19 protein-coding genes and 1 pseudogene are annotated in these 17,352 nt (G+C 44.0%); 13 read left to right on the top strand and 7 right to left on the bottom strand.

The window, feature by feature from the left end:
• Positions 1–41 precede the first annotated feature (41 nt).
• Positions 42–1,016, bottom strand: a complete 975-nt coding sequence (locus BLS03_RS22335) for an arginine deiminase-related protein (protein WP_093279117.1) — start codon at positions 1,014–1,016, stop codon at positions 42–44.
• Between the two features lie 183 nt (positions 1,017–1,199).
• Here BLS03_RS22335 and BLS03_RS25505 point away from each other — a divergent pair.
• Positions 1,200–1,340 (top strand): annotated as a pseudogene (locus BLS03_RS25505) (hypothetical protein); the annotation flags it as partial.
• A 45-nt stretch (positions 1,341–1,385) separates the two neighbouring features.
• Here the strand turns inward: BLS03_RS25505 and BLS03_RS22325 are convergent.
• Together BLS03_RS22325 and BLS03_RS22320 are read right to left on the bottom strand one after the other, a co-directional pair.
• Positions 1,386–1,940, bottom strand: a complete 555-nt coding sequence (locus BLS03_RS22325) for an outer membrane beta-barrel protein (RefSeq protein WP_093279091.1) — start codon at positions 1,938–1,940, stop codon at positions 1,386–1,388.
• 125 nt (positions 1,941–2,065) lie between these two features.
• Positions 2,066–2,956, bottom strand: coding sequence for a sulfotransferase family 2 domain-containing protein (locus tag BLS03_RS22320; protein ID WP_093279090.1), 891 nt, complete (start codon positions 2,954–2,956; stop codon positions 2,066–2,068).
• Positions 2,957–3,459: 503 nt separating this feature from the next.
• Here BLS03_RS22320 and BLS03_RS22315 point away from each other — a divergent pair.
• Together BLS03_RS22315 and BLS03_RS22310 are read left to right on the top strand one after the other, a co-directional pair.
• The gene (locus tag BLS03_RS22315) at positions 3,460–4,164 is read left to right on the top strand and encodes a DUF445 domain-containing protein (protein WP_093279089.1); all 705 of its coding nucleotides are present in this window, start codon (positions 3,460–3,462) and stop codon (positions 4,162–4,164) included.
• Between the two features lie 84 nt (positions 4,165–4,248).
• Positions 4,249–4,509, top strand: a complete 261-nt coding sequence (locus BLS03_RS22310; RefSeq protein WP_093279088.1) for a DUF2999 family protein — start codon at positions 4,249–4,251, stop codon at positions 4,507–4,509.
• Positions 4,510–4,621: 112 nt separating this feature from the next.
• Here the strand turns inward: BLS03_RS22310 and BLS03_RS22305 are convergent, their stop codons facing one another.
• On the bottom strand, positions 4,622–5,548 hold the full coding sequence (locus BLS03_RS22305; protein ID WP_093279087.1) for a LysR family transcriptional regulator: 927 nt from the start codon (positions 5,546–5,548) through the stop codon (positions 4,622–4,624).
• Positions 5,549–5,702: 154 nt separating this feature from the next.
• Here BLS03_RS22305 and BLS03_RS22300 point away from each other — a divergent pair, with 154 nt between their 5' ends.
• The 4 genes from BLS03_RS22300 (at position 5,703) to BLS03_RS22280 (ending at position 10,505) form a co-directional block, all read left to right on the top strand.
• Entirely contained in the window at positions 5,703–7,133 is a 1,431-nt protein-coding gene (locus tag BLS03_RS22300) for an MFS transporter (RefSeq protein WP_093279086.1), read from the top strand.
• A gap of 617 nt (positions 7,134–7,750) precedes the next feature.
• A complete protein-coding gene (locus BLS03_RS22290) occupies positions 7,751–8,125 on the top strand; it encodes a hypothetical protein (RefSeq protein ID WP_093279084.1) in 375 nt (124 codons plus the stop codon).
• Positions 8,126–8,198: 73 nt separating this feature from the next.
• On the top strand, positions 8,199–9,386 hold the full coding sequence (locus BLS03_RS22285) for a tetratricopeptide repeat protein (RefSeq protein ID WP_093279083.1): 1,188 nt from the start codon (positions 8,199–8,201) through the stop codon (positions 9,384–9,386).
• 9 nt (positions 9,387–9,395) lie between these two features.
• Complete coding sequence (locus BLS03_RS22280) at positions 9,396–10,505, top strand: polysaccharide deacetylase family protein (RefSeq protein WP_093279082.1); 1,110 nt, start codon at positions 9,396–9,398, stop codon at positions 10,503–10,505.
• Positions 10,506–10,568: 63 nt separating this feature from the next.
• Here the strand turns inward: BLS03_RS22280 and mtgA are convergent, their stop codons facing one another.
• Positions 10,569–11,246 (bottom strand): monofunctional biosynthetic peptidoglycan transglycosylase, encoded by a 678-nt coding sequence (gene mtgA / locus BLS03_RS22275; protein WP_093279116.1) that lies wholly within the window; start codon positions 11,244–11,246, stop codon positions 10,569–10,571.
• Between the two features lie 509 nt (positions 11,247–11,755).
• Here mtgA and BLS03_RS22270 point away from each other — a divergent pair.
• From BLS03_RS22270 to BLS03_RS22260, 3 genes are all read left to right on the top strand, one after another.
• The gene (locus BLS03_RS22270) at positions 11,756–12,598 is read left to right on the top strand and encodes a formate/nitrite transporter family protein (RefSeq protein ID WP_093279081.1); all 843 of its coding nucleotides are present in this window, start codon (positions 11,756–11,758) and stop codon (positions 12,596–12,598) included.
• Between the two features lie 100 nt (positions 12,599–12,698).
• Positions 12,699–13,232, top strand: coding sequence for a Crp/Fnr family transcriptional regulator (locus tag BLS03_RS22265; protein WP_245696775.1), 534 nt, complete (start codon positions 12,699–12,701; stop codon positions 13,230–13,232).
• Between the two features lie 81 nt (positions 13,233–13,313).
• A complete protein-coding gene (locus BLS03_RS22260; RefSeq protein ID WP_093279079.1) occupies positions 13,314–14,213 on the top strand; it encodes an NAD(P)-dependent oxidoreductase in 900 nt (299 codons plus the stop codon).
• 47 nt (positions 14,214–14,260) lie between these two features.
• Here the strand turns inward: BLS03_RS22260 and BLS03_RS22255 are convergent, their stop codons facing one another.
• The gene (locus tag BLS03_RS22255) at positions 14,261–15,577 is read right to left on the bottom strand and encodes an MFS transporter (protein ID WP_093279078.1); all 1,317 of its coding nucleotides are present in this window, start codon (positions 15,575–15,577) and stop codon (positions 14,261–14,263) included.
• 556 nt (positions 15,578–16,133) lie between these two features.
• Here BLS03_RS22255 and cspE point away from each other — a divergent pair.
• The 3 genes from cspE (at position 16,134) to BLS03_RS22240 (ending at position 17,085) form a co-directional block, all read left to right on the top strand.
• Positions 16,134–16,346 (top strand): transcription antiterminator/RNA stability regulator CspE, encoded by a 213-nt coding sequence (gene cspE, locus BLS03_RS22250; protein WP_093279077.1) that lies wholly within the window; start codon positions 16,134–16,136, stop codon positions 16,344–16,346.
• A 375-nt stretch (positions 16,347–16,721) separates the two neighbouring features.
• Positions 16,722–16,871 (top strand): hypothetical protein, encoded by a 150-nt coding sequence (locus BLS03_RS25740; protein ID WP_176765670.1) that lies wholly within the window; start codon positions 16,722–16,724, stop codon positions 16,869–16,871.
• 13 nt (positions 16,872–16,884) lie between these two features.
• On the top strand, positions 16,885–17,085 hold the full coding sequence (locus tag BLS03_RS22240) for a hypothetical protein (RefSeq protein ID WP_093279075.1): 201 nt from the start codon (positions 16,885–16,887) through the stop codon (positions 17,083–17,085).
• Between the two features lie 63 nt (positions 17,086–17,148).
• On the opposite strand, the gene BLS03_RS25845 is transcribed toward BLS03_RS22240, so the two are convergent.
• The coding region (locus BLS03_RS25845) for a hypothetical protein (protein WP_218122036.1) at positions 17,149–17,352 on the bottom strand (204 nt) is incomplete at its 5' end.

Genomic DNA, 17,352 nt, shown 5'->3' with positions numbered 1-17,352 from the left:
AAAGGGCGTTTTTTCACAAGTTTTATCTTAAAGAGCCATGCTTATAAGCCGCGTTTGGGCAAAAAGACTTCGCCTAGCATGCAACGTACACTGCCGCCACCAATGTTTTCAATGGTTGAAACATCAAACGCCAGTAACTTACCGTGGCTTGCCAATTGCGCGCGTTGAGCGCTTGAAAACGCATCGTAAGCCGATTGTGACATAGCAATCACGCGTTCACCACTGGCGGTTTCAAGTTGTAAAATATTGCCGCAGAACTGGTTCATCTGTTCAATCGAAATGGAGATGATTTGTTTGTCTTTCGCCAAAGATTTGAGTACAAAACGGCGCTCAAACTCAGGAATCACTTCATCACAAATCACGCAAAAACGCTCACCAATCGCCATCATCACGTTGGTGTGGTAAATCGGATTCCCCGATGGCAGCGCAGTTTGAAACGACACCACTTTTTGATAGCCAATTCGCTCGGCATAATCTTCCAACACTTCACGGTCACAACGCTGTGACAGCGCCGCATAAATGGTTTGATTGATATGATCAATCACCATTACGCCGGTGCTTTCTAAGTGCGCGTTAACATCAAGGTAAGACTCCAAAGAGTCTTGTTTCGCCACTGTTCGACCTGCTGCGGTTAACGCTTCCACCAGCGCTGCCGGGCGCACTTCTTGGCGGCGGTTTTCACATGCCATAGGAAACGTGAAAAACTCTCCGTTTGCGGTGGTGCTAAACCAGTTGTTGGGGAACACAGCGTCTGGGGTTTCACACTTAGATTCTGGATAATCAAACACCACTACTTGCACACCTTCCGCGCGCAGCGTCGCAACCATGGCATCGAATTCCGTCATCGCCTGCAGGCGTACTATGCTGTCCGTCAAGCTGACCTGATTTTGGAACTCATTATCCGCCGCAGTTTCGGCATTAAACTTAAATTCTTTCGGCGGTACCATGACCACACAATTGGCGTTTTGCACCGATGCGACCTCTTTGTTCGCCAAGTAAGAAGGTTCTCGTAACATCTGCAACACACTCATTTCCGATCCATCAATATCCGCAATTGTAAGCATAATGTTGCGAGTATTTTTGCTGAATTACACAGCGAATTGCAGGGCAAAAAGGAAAATTTCGGGCTTAATTTAAATTTAGCAGAAATTATCACTGGTGAAAGTCGATGTTTGGCGGCAAATAACGATAAAGGCTAAGTGATTGGGCAAGGCTCACACCAAGAGTTACTGGCTCAAAATGGTGTCTATGCTCAGCTATGGGCGCATCAGACAGGCGGTTTTATCGGTGATGATAAGGTAGCAGAAGACCTCGCCAGCGAAGGTATTGCATCGGTTTAAAAACACAAAAACGGCGGTGTATTCCGCCGTTTTTCTATTTAACCATTAAAACTGAAAGACTAAGTTTAAATTCACTGTGGACATGTCAAGTGCATAGGAATTACCAGAAACCGTCGTTTCATCATCATAGAGTTGCAGCCACTCCACATTTAAACTCACCGGGCTACCTTTGCGCACCGCCATACCGACACCATACACAAAATCCTCATCGGTATAACTATCTTGCAGTGCTTTAACTTCCACGGTGCCGTATCCAATCACCGCATAGAGGTCAAAAAATCGATGGACTGGTACGATAAAGCGTCCTAGCCCCATCACTTGTCGTTCAATGGCTTCGCGCACGCCGCCATATGTTCCATTACGTGCATTAGCGTAACCACGCACTTCCATACTGATGTTCTCAGAGAAGGAGTAACCTAACAAAATGCCAATCATCGCGTTATCACTCATGTGAAAATCGTAATCGGTTCCTGCGACATTGGCACTCATTTGAGCGTCGATATAGCTATAGCTCAGCCCCAAATAGCCATCACCTAGTTCCTGAGCAAAAAGGTTCATTGAGCACAACATGCCACACACTGCCAACAAGTACTTTTTCATTATTATTCACCCGTTCGAAAGACTTAAATTAGGTATAGCCAATATGCATCAGGTTGCAAATTGGCTATAGAAATCTTTCTGAATGACATACCATGACAAAATGGAAGAGTTTCAGCTTCGACAAATTACTTCGTTGTTTGTGGTGTATTGTCCTTACTCACTTGAGGTGCATCTGGAAAGTTCTTAGCTCGCTGAGCTAACTGACTGTGCAACGATGAGCCATCAAAATTATAGCCAAAGAGTTCGATATCCTTTTGATAAACAGAGCGAACGATCTCTTTCGTCTCATCAGTATAATAATCTCGATAATCTTTCTTTTTACTCGTTGTTTTGTTCTCAAAAACTAAATCCTGACCAATATTAAGTTTATTGCGTATATATTTGTAATCATCTTCTATGTTTTCAAAATAGCAAATGAAGTCAACTTCCAGTTTATCACCTTGGCTACAAATAAATTTGTACTGAGGCTTAAAATGTAATCCTAGATTAATATTATCTTCATTAATCCAGTCAGTAACAAACTCTTCAAAACTATTATATTGAGACAAATATTTTTTTGACCATTCTAGATCTTGGTTGTTTCTGCCACCTTTTTTCAAGTAAGAATAAGCTGAAAAAACCCTATCCCAAGGATTACGGACAAACGAAAATTTGAAGAAAGATTCGAATTCCTTTTTTGGACAACATAATTGGTAGTCTAAAATAGTTCGATGATCACCTGTTTTTCGGCCATACAAACTAAATCCAACCGATATCCCGGCAGCTTTCGGAATATGGACAAAGATAGATTTGGTATCGCAAAAAGGTCTTAGACTCTGCGCATTAGAATTTTCTGGCTTTTGAGTTCTAAACCGACGCAAACGTTCTATACGAATCGGAGAAAACAAAAAATAAATGCATCGTCTAACATCATGAGGTAACTGCCAATACAATGTGGAATCGACTAATTTCTTAGGAAGTTGACCGACTTCATAATGTAGTCCTTTATATCTTTTATCAACACTAATTCCATTCATAAATTTTTCTCACCAAAAAGAAATTTAATCTAACCATAATTTACAAATGTCATTGCAATTAAATACTTCCCCAACAAGATTATGAGGTAGATACTCATTAAAAACCTAAGAGTTAAAATAATCACATGTCAGTGTGTAAATAGGTCACCAATGCTTATACATTTGTCTTGATTACATAAAGTCACGTTCCTTCGGAACCTGAATTTCCATCTAGGAAATGTATAACCTCGACATAGATTCAACACAATAGACAACCTTTTATAAAAGAAATTTATTATTATTCTCAAACCCATAATAAATATTTATTAGCTGTAAATCTCTTATTCTAAGGACTTAAATTACTCATACTTCATAAGCATCAGATAGAATAATGATTATTGCATCAATATCCGTGAACCAAAGCTATTTGTCATCGCAAGCTAAAGTACTGAGGGCTTGTTTCGCTTTGGGGGCAACTCTATACTCTAGCGATATTTTTCAATCGAATCGTTACTAACATCATCATGAATAAGAGTTTTATTACCAACTTTGCCGCTTTAGCCTTGCTTGCCCTTGGTTATCTCACCAATAACACCCTCGCCCTTTATGCTGGCCTATTTGCTTTCTCAGGCGCGATCACCAACTGGCTAGCGATTCATATGTTGTTTGAAAAAGTGCCGGGCTTATATGGTTCGGGCGTGATTCCAGCACGTTTTGAAGAATTTAAGTTAGCGATTAAAACCTTGATGATGGAGCAATTTTTCACTGCGCAGAACATCGACCGTTTTCTAAATAAAGAGATGGCTGGCGAAAAGAACTTAAATTTAGAACCTGTAATTGAAAAAATCGACTTCAACCCAGCATTCGATTCACTGGTTGAAGTGATCACTAACTCTTCGTTTGGTGGCATGCTGGCGATGTTAGGTGGCGCCGAAGCACTGCAACCGATGAAGCAGCCATTCGTGGAGAAAATGCAGCAGTCTGTGATTGACATTAGCCGCAGTGATACCGTCAAAAATGCCCTCAAAGAGCAGTTGGAATCTCCAGCGATGATCGAAGAAATTCAAGCCAATGTCGAAAACATCATCGACCAGCGCCTAAATGAACTAACACCGAAAATGGTCAAAGAGATGGTGCAGGCAATGATCAAACAGCACTTAGGTTGGCTCGTGGTTTGGGGCGGGGTATTTGGTGGTGTGATTGGCTTGATTTCAGCCGCTTTTGTGTAATCGAGCCAGGATTAGCAGTACCCACGCTAATCACCTAATGATAGACTGCCCAGCGATATCATTAACCAGCCCAAAGGTATGCGAATGAACCCAATTATTGCGCTGCTGAAAGACAACAATATCAGCGACCAACAAATTAACGACATTTTTCAGGCTCTGACTCAAAACCCACTCGCAGCTATGGCGACCATCAGCCAGCTTGGTCTGCCTCAAGAAGATCTGCAAGCCTTAATGGGACAAGTCATGCAAAACCCGGCTTTGATTAAAGAAGCCGTAGAAGAGCTTGGCTTAGACTTCTCAAAAGTCGAAGAAGCAAAGCAAAAAATGCAGAATAATCCGCAGTAAAAAAGCGCCATTCTGCATTCAAAAATATCGTGATAAATAGATACCCGTTTCTATTATTTGAGGCTGCTGAGCGGCCTTTTTACTGAGCGAAATTCACGATACCAATTACAAGCTAGCCCTCAAATCGCATAAGTTGCTGACAAACCGTTTCGAGCGCCTCTCTTAACCAGCGATGGGCGGCATCACCTTGTTGGCGAGGATGCCACATTTGTGACACCGTCAGCGCCGACGTTTCGACAGGCAGTTCAAACGCCACAAAACGAGCGTTCGACTCACCAAGCGATTCGTGAATCAAAAACGATCGCGGCACTAATGCCATTAGGTCAGATGCATGCGCGATTGCAAGCGCCGCAGGAAAGCTAGGCACAGTCGCAGCAATATGGCGCTGCAGCCCAAGCGCTTTGAGTGCAATATCGACTGGACCACTAAATTCACCGCGCCGAGAGGCAACAATATGACTGGCACTGAGATACTGCTCTAAGCTCAAAGCCGACAGCTTGGCGAGCGAATGTTGTTTGCTGACCACCGCCACAAACCGATCTCGAAACAACGCTTTGGTGCGTATTTCTGGCCCCATGTTGGCCACCACCCCGATTTCCAAATCCACTTGTCCTTCACGCAATGCTGCCGAGCTTTTCTCGGGTTTAGGCAAAAAGCACAGCCTCACGTGTGGTGCATGCTGACCCACATAAGCAATCAACGGCGCGGCAAACGCGTCGATAAAACCGTCGTTGGCACGGAGCGTAAATGTGCGTTCAAGATGAGTTAAGTTCAAACTGTGCAAATCCGGCTGCAAAATCGCCAAGGCATCAAATACGGTTTGCTTGGTTTGAGCGCGAATCGATTCTGCATACGGTGTGAGCACCATGTTGCGCCCCGCTCGAACTAGCAGCGCATCGCCAGTGACATCGCGCAGCCGACTTAAAGTACGACTCATCGCCGAATGACTCAAGTTGAGGCGCCTTGCAGCACCTGTAACACTTTGCTCTGAAAGCAGCACATCGAGCGCAGTCAAAAGGTTCATATCTGGAGTGGTCATGCTTACACCTTGGCAACGTTGTTGGTGTTTATTGTGATTTAGATACGGCGTTTTACGCAATGATATAGTTACATCCGTGCGCCTTCCGCCATATATATAACCCACTTATACTGCCACAGTGACTTCATTTATCGACCAAATTTGGAGAAAACCTATGACGTTATTTAGTGACCACCCTGATGATGAAGGGCTACCAGGTCCGCAGCGACTGCCTGCCATGCTGGCGCTGATGGTCACCACAGCGATAGGCGTTTTTGATGGTTCGATGATCAACATTGCTCTGCCCCAAATGGCTCAAGCGCTCAACTCCACGGCAGCAAACGCGGTATGGATCGCCAACAGTTATTTACTCGCCGTAGCAATGTCACTGGCGATCTTCTCTGCTTTGGCAGTACGCTACGGCTTTCGCAACCAATTTATCGCTGGATTAATGGTATTTAGCCTGTCATCGCTTGGCTGCGCTATGTCAACATCGCTAGAGATGTTAGTCACCATGCGATTTATTCAAGGGATTGGCGGCGCCGCGACACTGAGTATCGTACCGGCCATGTTACGCAGCATTTTTCCTAATCGCTTACTCGGCCAAATACTGGGTATGAACGCCCTTCTGATAGCCAGTTGCACCGCCGCCGCGCCATTATTCAGTGGGATGCTGTTGGTCTCCGTCAGCTGGCCATGGCTGTTTGCGATAAACCTTCCACTGGGCTTACTTGCAACGGTTTTGGCGCTACGTTATTTGCCTGCCTCAGCTCCCACTGATAAAAGCCCATTTGACTATTTAGGCGCACTACTCTCCGCGCTGACGCTGGGTTGCATTGTGTTGTTCGCTAACAGTTTTTCCTCGCATGTATCCAATACTCTAGGTTTATACCGCTGGGGCTACGCCTTGATTGCACTGTTCTGCGGCATTGGATTTATTGTGCGTCAGCGCCGTTTTGCTCACCCTTTAATGCCACTTAATATGTTTTCCAACCGACGCTTTTCTCTAGCGGCAGGAACATCGTGTACCGCATTTGTGGCTCAGGGCATGACATTTATCGCGCTGCCATTTTTGTATGAAGGTGTCTACGGATACAGCTCACTGATGTCGGCGCTGCTATTTGTACCTTGGCCGCTGGGCATTATCTTGGCTGCGCCGCAAGCTGGAAAACTTGCCGATAAACAAAATCCTGCGCTCATTTCTAGCTGTGGTTTATTGGTGTTTGGCGCAGGACTCGCGCTACTCGCCATGCTACCGAGTTCTCCGTCGGTATGGGATATTTGTCTGCGCAGTTTTGTGTGCGGAGTGGGCTTTGGCTTATTTCAGAGTCCAAATAACCGTGAAATGCTGGGTAACGCTCCGCGCGAATACAGCAGTTACGCTTCTGGAGTGCTTGCGGTTATGCGCACCTTCGGCCAAAGCCTTGGCAGCGCATTTATCGGCGTAATTTTGTCGCTTGGGCTTCTTAAACATCATGGCAACGAATCAATGTCTGGAAGCTTAGTGTCACTGGCGTTGTGGAGTGCCAGTATTGCAGTTGCCTTTGCTTTAGTGCTGAGCCTAACACGCTTAAAACACATTCAAGTGGAGCAGCAAAGCGCGTAATCATCAGCTGAGGAACTAAAATTTTATTGCTTACTATCGATCATTTAATCGTTTCGAATTTAACGTCGCTTAAGATATACATATTGATACTAAACGAATAAACATATCTAAATGAAATCTTCATTCAGAGCGACGTTCAAACCATTTCAGAATTCTAAACCACTTCAGTATTCAAAACTACTCATTCATATACTGTGGAATATCATTTTACTTATATCCTCAGCGATAACACTTATTATCTTACCCATCACCGATTATTTAAATAACTTAGACCAAGGATTATCTTCAATATATTCATCCTGGAACTGGTCGTTAATAAAAACAGTCTCTATTATTTCGCTTTTCATTTATTACTACTTAACATTAAAAAAACTATCGGTTACAAACAAAAGCATTTTGAGGTGTATATTTATTCCATTGTTTTATATAGGTTATTTTGGTCTAACATGGATGACAATGCACTTGATATTGGTTGTGTACTACGCTAGTGCAGACTTCTACTTTCTCATTAACTCACACATTAAAGATATTATTTGGAACGTCAGTTTTATTATAAACTTATTCATTGGATATAAAATCATATCTTTAACTCCAACTTACCCCGATGCAGGTAACACATGAGAATATTCATTTTACCTTTTATAATTTTATTTAGCCTCAATACCTATGCCATTTCTTTTGATGTTAACCAAAGGGCATTTTATTTAGTCGATTCTTGCCAGCAATATACCGAACTTTATAACGAAAATGGGCAAAAAAAATGGTGGTCAGTTTTTACTACATCTCGTGAAGATGCTCTGCGCATTGGATATTGTCTTGGCGTCATTGAGCAAGTACAACGGGGCGAATTATGCCCAAATGGAATCGAGCAATACAAGATCGACCCAACTTATGCGATGGCCAGCGCAATCGCCAGAATGGAAAATAGTGAAGTCCTGCGAACAGATACAAATGGAACGATTAGGAAAGCACTTTGCCCTTCAACTTATTGAATAAACGATAAATTTAATATGCCGACTGGTCTGTCGCAATAAAAATGGAAATTGAATCAAATAAGAGTGTTTTATGAAAAAGCGACTTTTTAACCCATTGCATTATGTCAGTCTGCTCAGCCTGTTTGGCGCATTATCAGCAACCGTTCAGGCAACTGAAATCACCGTTTTAAGTGCAGTAGTAAAAGACAAAACCATACCAAATGCAACCGTCACTTGGCAGAGAAATGGTGAAGGATCGCAGCGCACTCAGACCCAAAGCAATGGTATAGCGAATCAAAATGGCATTCGTGACGACAACGAAACGACAATGCTGATTAGTAAACCTGGCTATTCCACTTTAGTCGTCAACTGTCCTTGTGATGGTTTTACGTACGCATTGTCTCCGGTAATGAATAATCTTGATGGCATGCGTGTTGTATTGACTTGGGGTAGAACCCCTTCCGATCTCGATTCACATCTTGTCTATAGCGACAACCACGTATTTTTTAAGCATAAAATAGGTGATGGTTCTAATTTGGATGTCGATGACACCTCGAGTTTTGGCCCAGAAACAGTCACTCTTCAAAAACGTCAAATCGGCAAGCGCTATGTATATGCAGTTCAAGACTTCAGTAATGGAGGTAGACTTGACTCAAAAGGCCTGGCTAAGAGCCATGCCCGCGTCGATGTTTATGTAGGGCAAACTCGAATTCGTAGTTACCAGGTGAATAACACGACCAAAGGAACAACTTGGGTAGTATTTGGTATCGATGGTGAAGGTGCATTTCACGATATAAATAAATATCTGACGTTGACCAGTGGCAAGGTTGCTGGTTATCTCAACGAATTAATTGCTCAGCCAAGTTTTGAAAACAGCACTACGATTAGCCCGCAGACCATCAGTCAAGCCCGCAAATACAATGCACTCGGCGAAAAACTATACCATCAAGATAAGCGCGAAGACGCGATGTATGCATTCCAAAATGCTATCGATCTCTACCCTGAGTTTGGCCAAGCGTACAGTAATCTTGGTCTGACATATCAAAAATTGAATCGTAATGCCGAAGCGTTGTGGGCAAACCGTAAAGCGATAGAAATTGCTGCACAATCAGGAAACCATGTCGTTCAAGCCAGCAGCTACTACAACATCGCCCGTATTTACGAAAAAAATGAAGATTGGCAAAATGCTCTTGATAATTACCTTTCAGCTAAAGCACTGCGCCAGCATTCTGCATACGACAAAGGAATTGCTCGTATGACAGCGAAACTCGGTCAGTAAGGGTAAATCATGAAAAGTACAAGCGGCCTATATGGCCGCTTATTGATCTTGGGTTTGCTAAGTAGCTTAGCACTGCCAACCAAGGCTGCTGGCCCTGCCAAAATTGCAACAATAGACCGCAGTACTTGGCCTAAGGCGATTAACTCATCTTCTGCATTTGACCAAGCATCCGCAGCTGAAATTCGCAGATTCGCATCAGTTATTGCCAATCAATCCCTCGACAATATTGAACAGATCCAAACCCTCACCGGCATAACTAAGGTCGATACTCACTCGGTTCATCGCTGGATAGCGAAGACCAAAATACACTTGTTGGAAAACTATCGTAAAGCTTGCCCACAGTGCCAGGTACAAGGATGGCAGGACTTAGTTCGTGACAGTCAGACATTTGAACAAACAAGCAAATTTTCCGATTGGCGGCTTGCTAGTTTAGCGTTTTACCAACGTTATTTTTATGAACAAGTTAGGCTCGCGGCTCTCTTTCCCCGCATTAGCAGTGAAATAGAACGTTTTGATTCACAAAGTGAGCAGGATGGTTTTGATTTTTCAGACAAGCAGTTTCTTCTTACCTATGACGACGGACCTTCAACCGATAAGGTGGTCGCTCATCAAACTCATAACTTAACTCGCGACCTCATCACTAAACTCAACGACAACAACATCCATGCGCTTTTTTTTGTGCTTGGAGAATCTTTGGATCATAGCTCAGTGAAGCTCGACGAGTATTCTCAACAATGTATTGGATCTCACGGTCAACAACATAAAAGCCATCAAAATTGGCAGTTTTGGCAACAGTCTTTGGACCAAATGCGCTCTAAGTTAGCGAGTCAAAACATGCGCTGGTTTAGGCCGCCCTATGGGCAGCGTACGCCTGAGCTAATCGCTAATTTGAAACAACATAATGAACGGGTAATGTTGTGGAATATTGATAGTCAAGATTGGAATAAAAAACTGAGTAATCAACAAGTTCACGATCGTGTTACCACATTAATGTTACTCTGGCGCAAAGGGATAATTCTCTACCATGATATTCATCCGCGAGCGGTCGACAACTTGCCACTGTTTATCGAACTTAGAAATACTCACCAGATAGAACTCCTTGACTGCCACTCTTTATAATGTGTATTGAGCCATCTTTCTATGGCTCAATACTTTATAGTCACTGAGGTTTGAATATTCGCCTTACAAAGACACTGCGCCGAGGTTGCGCATTTGTCGCAATACCCATGACACGCGATGGCGCACGTAATACGTCATCGGCACTGGTTGAATACGATATGGATTGGGCAACACGACTGCTAGTTGCGCGGCCTGATAACGATTGATGTGTTTGGCGGAGACGCCAAAATAGTGTTGGCTAGCCGCCTCGACCCCATAAATACCTGGGCCAAATTCCACCACGTTCAAGTACACTTCCATAATCCGCTGTTTACCCCAAATCGCTTCCAGAAGCAGCGCGATATATAGCTCATAAGCTTTGCGTACATAGCTGTGGCTGGGAAACAAAAATACGTTCTTAGCGGTTTGTTGAGTGATGGTACTGGCACCGCGATTCGGCCCATCTTCACCACTATTTTTAAGCACCGAAATCAGCGCGTGAACATCAATCCCCCAGTGCTTAGAGAAACGTTGATCTTCTGAGGCAATCACCGCTAACGGCATCGTTTTTGCGATCGCCGACATATCCACCCACTGATGCTGTGAATGTTCCGGGTAGCCCTTAGGCGGCGAAAACGTACGCGCTATTTCCCAGCCCCAAAACGGCGGGTTAATAAACTTAAACACCAATACCAAAACGACTGGTATACCAAGCAAACAGGCAATCAAGGTTAACAACCAGCGCTTAACGCGTCGTTTAATCACTGCAAAAACGCCTGCTACTGCGATATTTTTTCTACGTTTAACTTTACGCTTCACCACGAGTTTGAAAACCGCCTTATTGGAAATGGATAAAATTCAAACGATCACTAGACTATAAATCGTCGCACCCGTTGTCCACCGTTTGTCAAAAATGCCCACTGTTATTGTTCAAGCCTGAGCGAAATTAAACAGATTTACTCCTCCTGCTGCTTTTCATTCGCGCCTTACCCCTTTGGGGGTAGAGCTGCTGCACTATTTGCTATCCACATGCGCCAACATATACGCGTCAGAGTTATGCAAAGAATAAAAAAGTTAGATAAGAAATTGAAAATTAATGCCTTTACCTTCTGGCACATATACTGCTTTAGCTTGAATGCAATCGCCAATGAAGGCGAACACTGTGACTCAATATTGGACAAAGGCGTCTGTCTCCAACTGGTTTTCCAGTGAGGAGCGGGCGCCTTTTTAGGTTTGATAGCGAGTTATTCGATTTTCAAGAGGATTGAATCATGGCTTATTTAGCTCCTTCAGAATTTGTCAGCAAAATGGTTGATGCTGGCGAAGCAAAAATTTATATGTCGACTCGTGATACGTTAATTCGCGCTTATATGGCGGGCGCGATTTTGGCGCTCGCGGCTGTATTCGCGGTAACTGTGGCGGTACAAACCGGCGTGCCACTACTTGGCGCGGTGCTGTTCCCTGTCGGTTTTGTTATGCTGTACTTGATGGGCTTTGACTTGCTCACTGGCGTGTTTATGCTGACACCGCTTGCTTGGTTAGACAAACGTCCAGGCGTAACTGTGGCCAATATTTTGCGTAATTGGGGTCTAGTATTTGCAGGTAACTTCGCCGGCGCATTAACTGTGGCAGTGATGATGGCGTTCATTTTCACCATGGGCTTTAATACCGCCCCCAATGCGGTTGGCGTTAAACTGGCAGGCGTTGGAGAAGCGCGTACACTGGGCTATGCGCAATACGGCACCGCAGGTTGGCTGTCGATCTTCATTCGCGGCATGTTGTGTAACTGGATGGTCTCGATGGGCGTGGTCGGCGCGATGATTTCAACTCACGTCGGCGGCAAAGTAATCGCGATGTGGATGCCAATCATGCTGTTCTTTTTCATGGGGTTTGAACATTCAGTGGTCAACATGTTCCTGTTCCCGTTTGCGATGATCATGGGTGGAAACTTCTCGATCATGGATTACTTAATGTGGAATGAAATTCCAACCGCACTCGGTAACTTAGTCGGCGGCCTCGCCTTTACCGGCTTGACCTTATACACCACTCACATTCGCACGGCGAAGAAGCGCCAGCTCAACACACAAGGTAAAACCTACCCGCGCGCGGCTTAGTCATTTAGGGATCTCGCTTAAGTAAAAGGGCGAGATCCACTTTGCTCACGATTTGGATATGCTAGGATGACAATCCAATCAGCCAACAATGCACGCTTTAATGAGCAATATCATCCAGCAATTTCCAATGCTTTTGCAGCTTGGTCATATCCAGCATGTAAAAAAGCACACCACGCTACTTGGTGAAGGAGAGACTTGTCATAAAGTATTCATCGTCGAAACAGGTTGTGTGCGGTCTTGGTTTAATAATCACGGCGACGATGTGACCTTCCAGTTTTTTTTCGCTGGCGACATCGCCACCTCATTTGAAAGCCTGACCAACGAACTGCCTGCGCTCTACAATATCGAAACCTTAAGTGACGTTCGGCTGCGCGTCATTACCAAACTAGAGCTCACTCGCTTACTTGCGAGCAACGCCTTGTTCAAACAAGCAGTCGATAACTATATTTCCAAGCGTTTATATCACTACCAAGCGCTGTTTATCTCGCGCATCAAAAACACTCCCAAGCAGCGCTATCAAGAACTGTTAGAGACTCAGCCGGAGATTTTTGACCTCGTTCCGCACCACTATATCGCGACTTACCTTGGCATAACTCCGGTTTCACTCAGCCGCATTCGTAATAAAAAATCCTGATCCATTAACAATTGTTAAGGCGCCGAAAACTGCTAGGTTTACTGTATTCACATCAACATCAACATCAATAAGGTGAACGATATGAATAAGCAAACACTGAAAATTGGTTTTATTGGTCTTGGCAAAATGGGCTCAGGCATTTGCAGTAACCTGCAACGCGCGGGTTACTCACTCACGGTTTACAACCGCTCAATAGAGAAAACCACGCCATTTGCAGACCAAGGTGCACAAGTTGCCACCTCAATCAAACAACTGGCCGAGCAATCAGACATTATTTTTAGCAGCGTACTTGATGACAATGCGCTGGATGAAATTTGCCAAGGCCAGAACGGTCTATTTAGTGCCAACTTAAACGGTAAAATTCACGTTGGCTTAACCACCATTCAGCCGACGAGCGCAGACCGACTGCAAGCCGAACATCAGCAACTTGGCTGCGACTACATTGCAGCGCCTGTAGTCGGCCGCCCTGACGCCGCAAACGCTGGAAAACTCATCAGTTTTCTCGCCGGTGATGCAAGCGCGATTCGCGTGATTGAAGCTATGGTCGAAACTTACACGGTGAAACATATCATTGTCGGTGAGGCAGGCAATTTGGCCAACTCTATGAAGATCTGCGTGAACTACATGGCGATGGCGCAACTGGCAATGTTGGGAGAAATATTTACTTATGGCGAAAAAAGTCAGCTCGACCAAGCGTTACTGCTCAAGGTGACGCAGATGTTTTTCGCCGGTAATACCGCGATGGTCGAATACGCGCACAAGATTGCTACACGCGATTTTGACACAGTAGGATTTAATTTAAGTGCCGGGCTTAAAGATGCTTTCATCTTTGACAAAGCCTTTACTGACTGCGGCGTCAAGCCATCGGCCATCCAAGGCGCCAAAGACAATTTGATCGCCGCGAACGCTAATGGGCTTGGTGATAAAGATTGGAGCGCGTTAACCGATATTACGCGCCAGTTGGCCGGATTGAATCGCTAATATTACTTCGTAACAGCATTAGCGTGCCACTTGGCGCGCTAATCACTTTAACCATTGACGTCCGGTAGCTGTTTCGCCATCCACACGCCCAATAGCACGATAAAGGCGAACACCAGCACTAACGCACTAAGGCTTATCCACTGAGTCAACAAGCCAAACAGACTCATCACCAGTAGCATCACACCAATCACCGTGTTACTCACCGCAACATAGCTGGTACGTTTGTCCCCTTCAGCGATATCGACCAAATAGGTTTTGCGCCCAACGCGCACACCATCGTGAGCAATACACACCAGAAAATATAATCCGGCGATCAACAATGAGTAATATTGCCAATCAGCGAGCCACAAATCGCACAGAAACAACACGATGCCTACCAGCGCGCACATACTGGCACCAAGCATCATCACGCTGCGGCTAGAACGGTCAGCCATTTTGCCCCAAAACGGCCCAGCGACAAATGACGCTAAGCCACTGGCAAACATAAATAGCGCTAGCACCCACAGCGAACTGCCAGCATTTTTCTGTGCTAGCAAGAGGTAATAAGGCGCGCTCAGTGCGGTCGAAAGAAACAGAGTTCGGGTGAGTAAAAAGCGGCGAAATGCCTTATCAGTTTTGATCAGCGCCAATTGCTTAAGTGCTTGTGACATGCCGTTGCGACCGCCATCGACTTCACCGCGATACTCATCAATCTGACCATAAATCAGCGCCGCCGCCAGCCAAACTAGCCCCGCCAAAAGTAGGCTTGTGGCGTAGAAACTCTGCCCTTTGTGCCAGTGCCAAAACTCCGATGCCGCTAGCAAAAGTGCCAAACCTATGGTGACCAGCCCCGCCGCGCTTGAAGACCAACCATTGACTCGTCCACGCTGATTTTTCGGCACAGTTTTACCCAGTACATCTTTGGCCGCCACCGAGTTTAGACCGCGTGACAAGCTAAAAATGGTCAACACACCAATCACCAACCAGCCTGCGGAGGCGCCTTCAATATTCATCGCAATCAAACCGATGGCCATCACACAAACCGCTTGCAGCACACTGCCCGTCACCCACACCCATTTGCGCCTTGGCAAGCGCCGAATAAAATGGGCGATTGCCAGCTGCGGAACTAACGACCCAGCCTCACGGATCGGTACCAACCATCCAATCAGAAACAGCGGCGCGCCAATGCTGTGCATGATCCAAGGCAGCGTGACTTTAGGGTTAATCAGCGCATCACCAAGCTTAGTGAGAAACTGCGCACAGATGATTTTGATAAAATTGCCCGGCACCACTTTGCAAGCAGAATCAGGTATCGCTTTGCAAGCGCGCGCATCTTCTTCGTTGACCAATTTTTCGTAGATTGAATACTGGAGTTGTGACTTCATGTCTTGGTTGATGCCCTCATGTTCGTGCTCAGCGCACGGTGATTAAATTATCCCACCCATCAATATCTCGCCATCTATTGATATTGATGATAATTAATTTAACATGATTTTTTTGAGGATGTAGAGATAGTTAGTTTAAGGGTGCGTTTAAATTGCTGTTTGCAATTAATTGTTTCATTGGGTGAGGCAGTTTTACCCCCTACGTTAGCGCACCAGCCACTCTTTGTTGGAACAAAAAGTGACCAGAAATGCCTTTTGCCTACACCTGCTATCTGGCACGGTTTTACGCGTTCCCAATCTAGAAAACCTAAAAATTCGTCGTGAATTTTTACCTAATGATTTTATTGAACATTTAATTTAATTAAAAAAAACATATCTATTCTGTTTACATAGTGTATAGTGTCGTCAGCTCTAGTAGAGAGCTATTGATAACATATTTAGTTCAAGATCTTCTCAGTCTTTCGATTAACTTCGTCATATTTATTCTGCGATACCTTTTTCTTCATTCCTTATTTAGTAGCTTTCTTCTTACTTTAATCAATGTATCGAGATATATATGTCAAATAAAACAACTGGTTCAGTAAAATGGTTTAACGAAACAAAAGGTTTTGGATTTATCACTCCAGACAATGGTGGTGAAGACCTATTTGTTCACTTCCGTTCAATTGCTAGCGACGGTTTTAAAACATTAACTGAAGGCCAAAAAGTTTCCTTTAATGTAGAACAAGGTAACAAAGGTCCACAAGCTGGTAACGTTACTGTAGTATAAGTATCTCTAGCAAGATCTCTCCAATTTGGAGGGATCTTCTTGTTTTATAACTTAATAAGGAGTCTAATGACTCGAAAAACCACTCGTAAGAAATATTGGTATTATGTCCTGCGTGAAGAAAAAACAAGCAAAGGACAAAAACTTAATTGTTCATAATAAAATATTACCTTCATCATAGTAAGACTTCTTGGTCTACTACTATACATCAGTTAAATAGTGATGTATTGAAACGTCATATTCTACCTAGAATAACCACTCCCCTATTTGATCTAAACTTTTCATTTTGCGAATTGAGCAATTCTGGTGAAATTCAAGATTCACAGGGAAAGGTCTTGGGAGATTTTTATATTCAAAATTAGACAAGGAGATTGAGCTATGAAAAAACCATCCACGAATTCTAAGTCCAAAACTGCCAAAGTAAAGGAATCTAGCACAGATGAGAAATCGAATAATATTCATGATGTCAGAAAAAAAATAGAAAACATTTTGCTAGAACGCGAACAAAAAAAACTTTGGGATCTATAAGGTAGAAAGCTGTATGAGAAAACCGGTACGAAAGTCGAACAAAAAAGCGCAAAAAAACCACTTTGAAGAGCGATTTGCAGTTATGGTCGCAGAATATCAAGAGGCCAAAGCCATTCTTGATTCAATGGAAGCAGACTCTTCAGAGTATATCGCTCAGAAAAAAGTATGCGATAAGCTGTTTTCTAATGCTGAACGCTACATTAATAAAAGTTAACCCACGCCTCTCATTCCCTTATTTTAGCTGATCATTCTTACCAATAATTACTCTCCCTATTCGTCACTTCGTGTAAATATTGCTACTCACATAAAATGTTGACCATTCCGTATGGAGGTCAACATAGAAATTTGCCCTGAATTTTATCAAGTGATTGATTCTTTGAAGATTGGGGGTTAGTGACGTGAAATTAAGCTGATCTGTATGATGCGCCAACACTTCTTCGATTTCTTTGCCATCTGCGATAGCGCACCAGTTCCTTTTGCT

It is taken from the genome of Vibrio xiamenensis (genome assembly GCF_900100015.1).
Taxonomy (GTDB): domain Bacteria; phylum Pseudomonadota; class Gammaproteobacteria; order Enterobacterales; family Vibrionaceae; genus Vibrio; species Vibrio xiamenensis.
The sequence above is the reverse complement of the archived record's forward strand: the minus strand, read 5'-3'. Positions and strand labels throughout refer to the sequence as shown.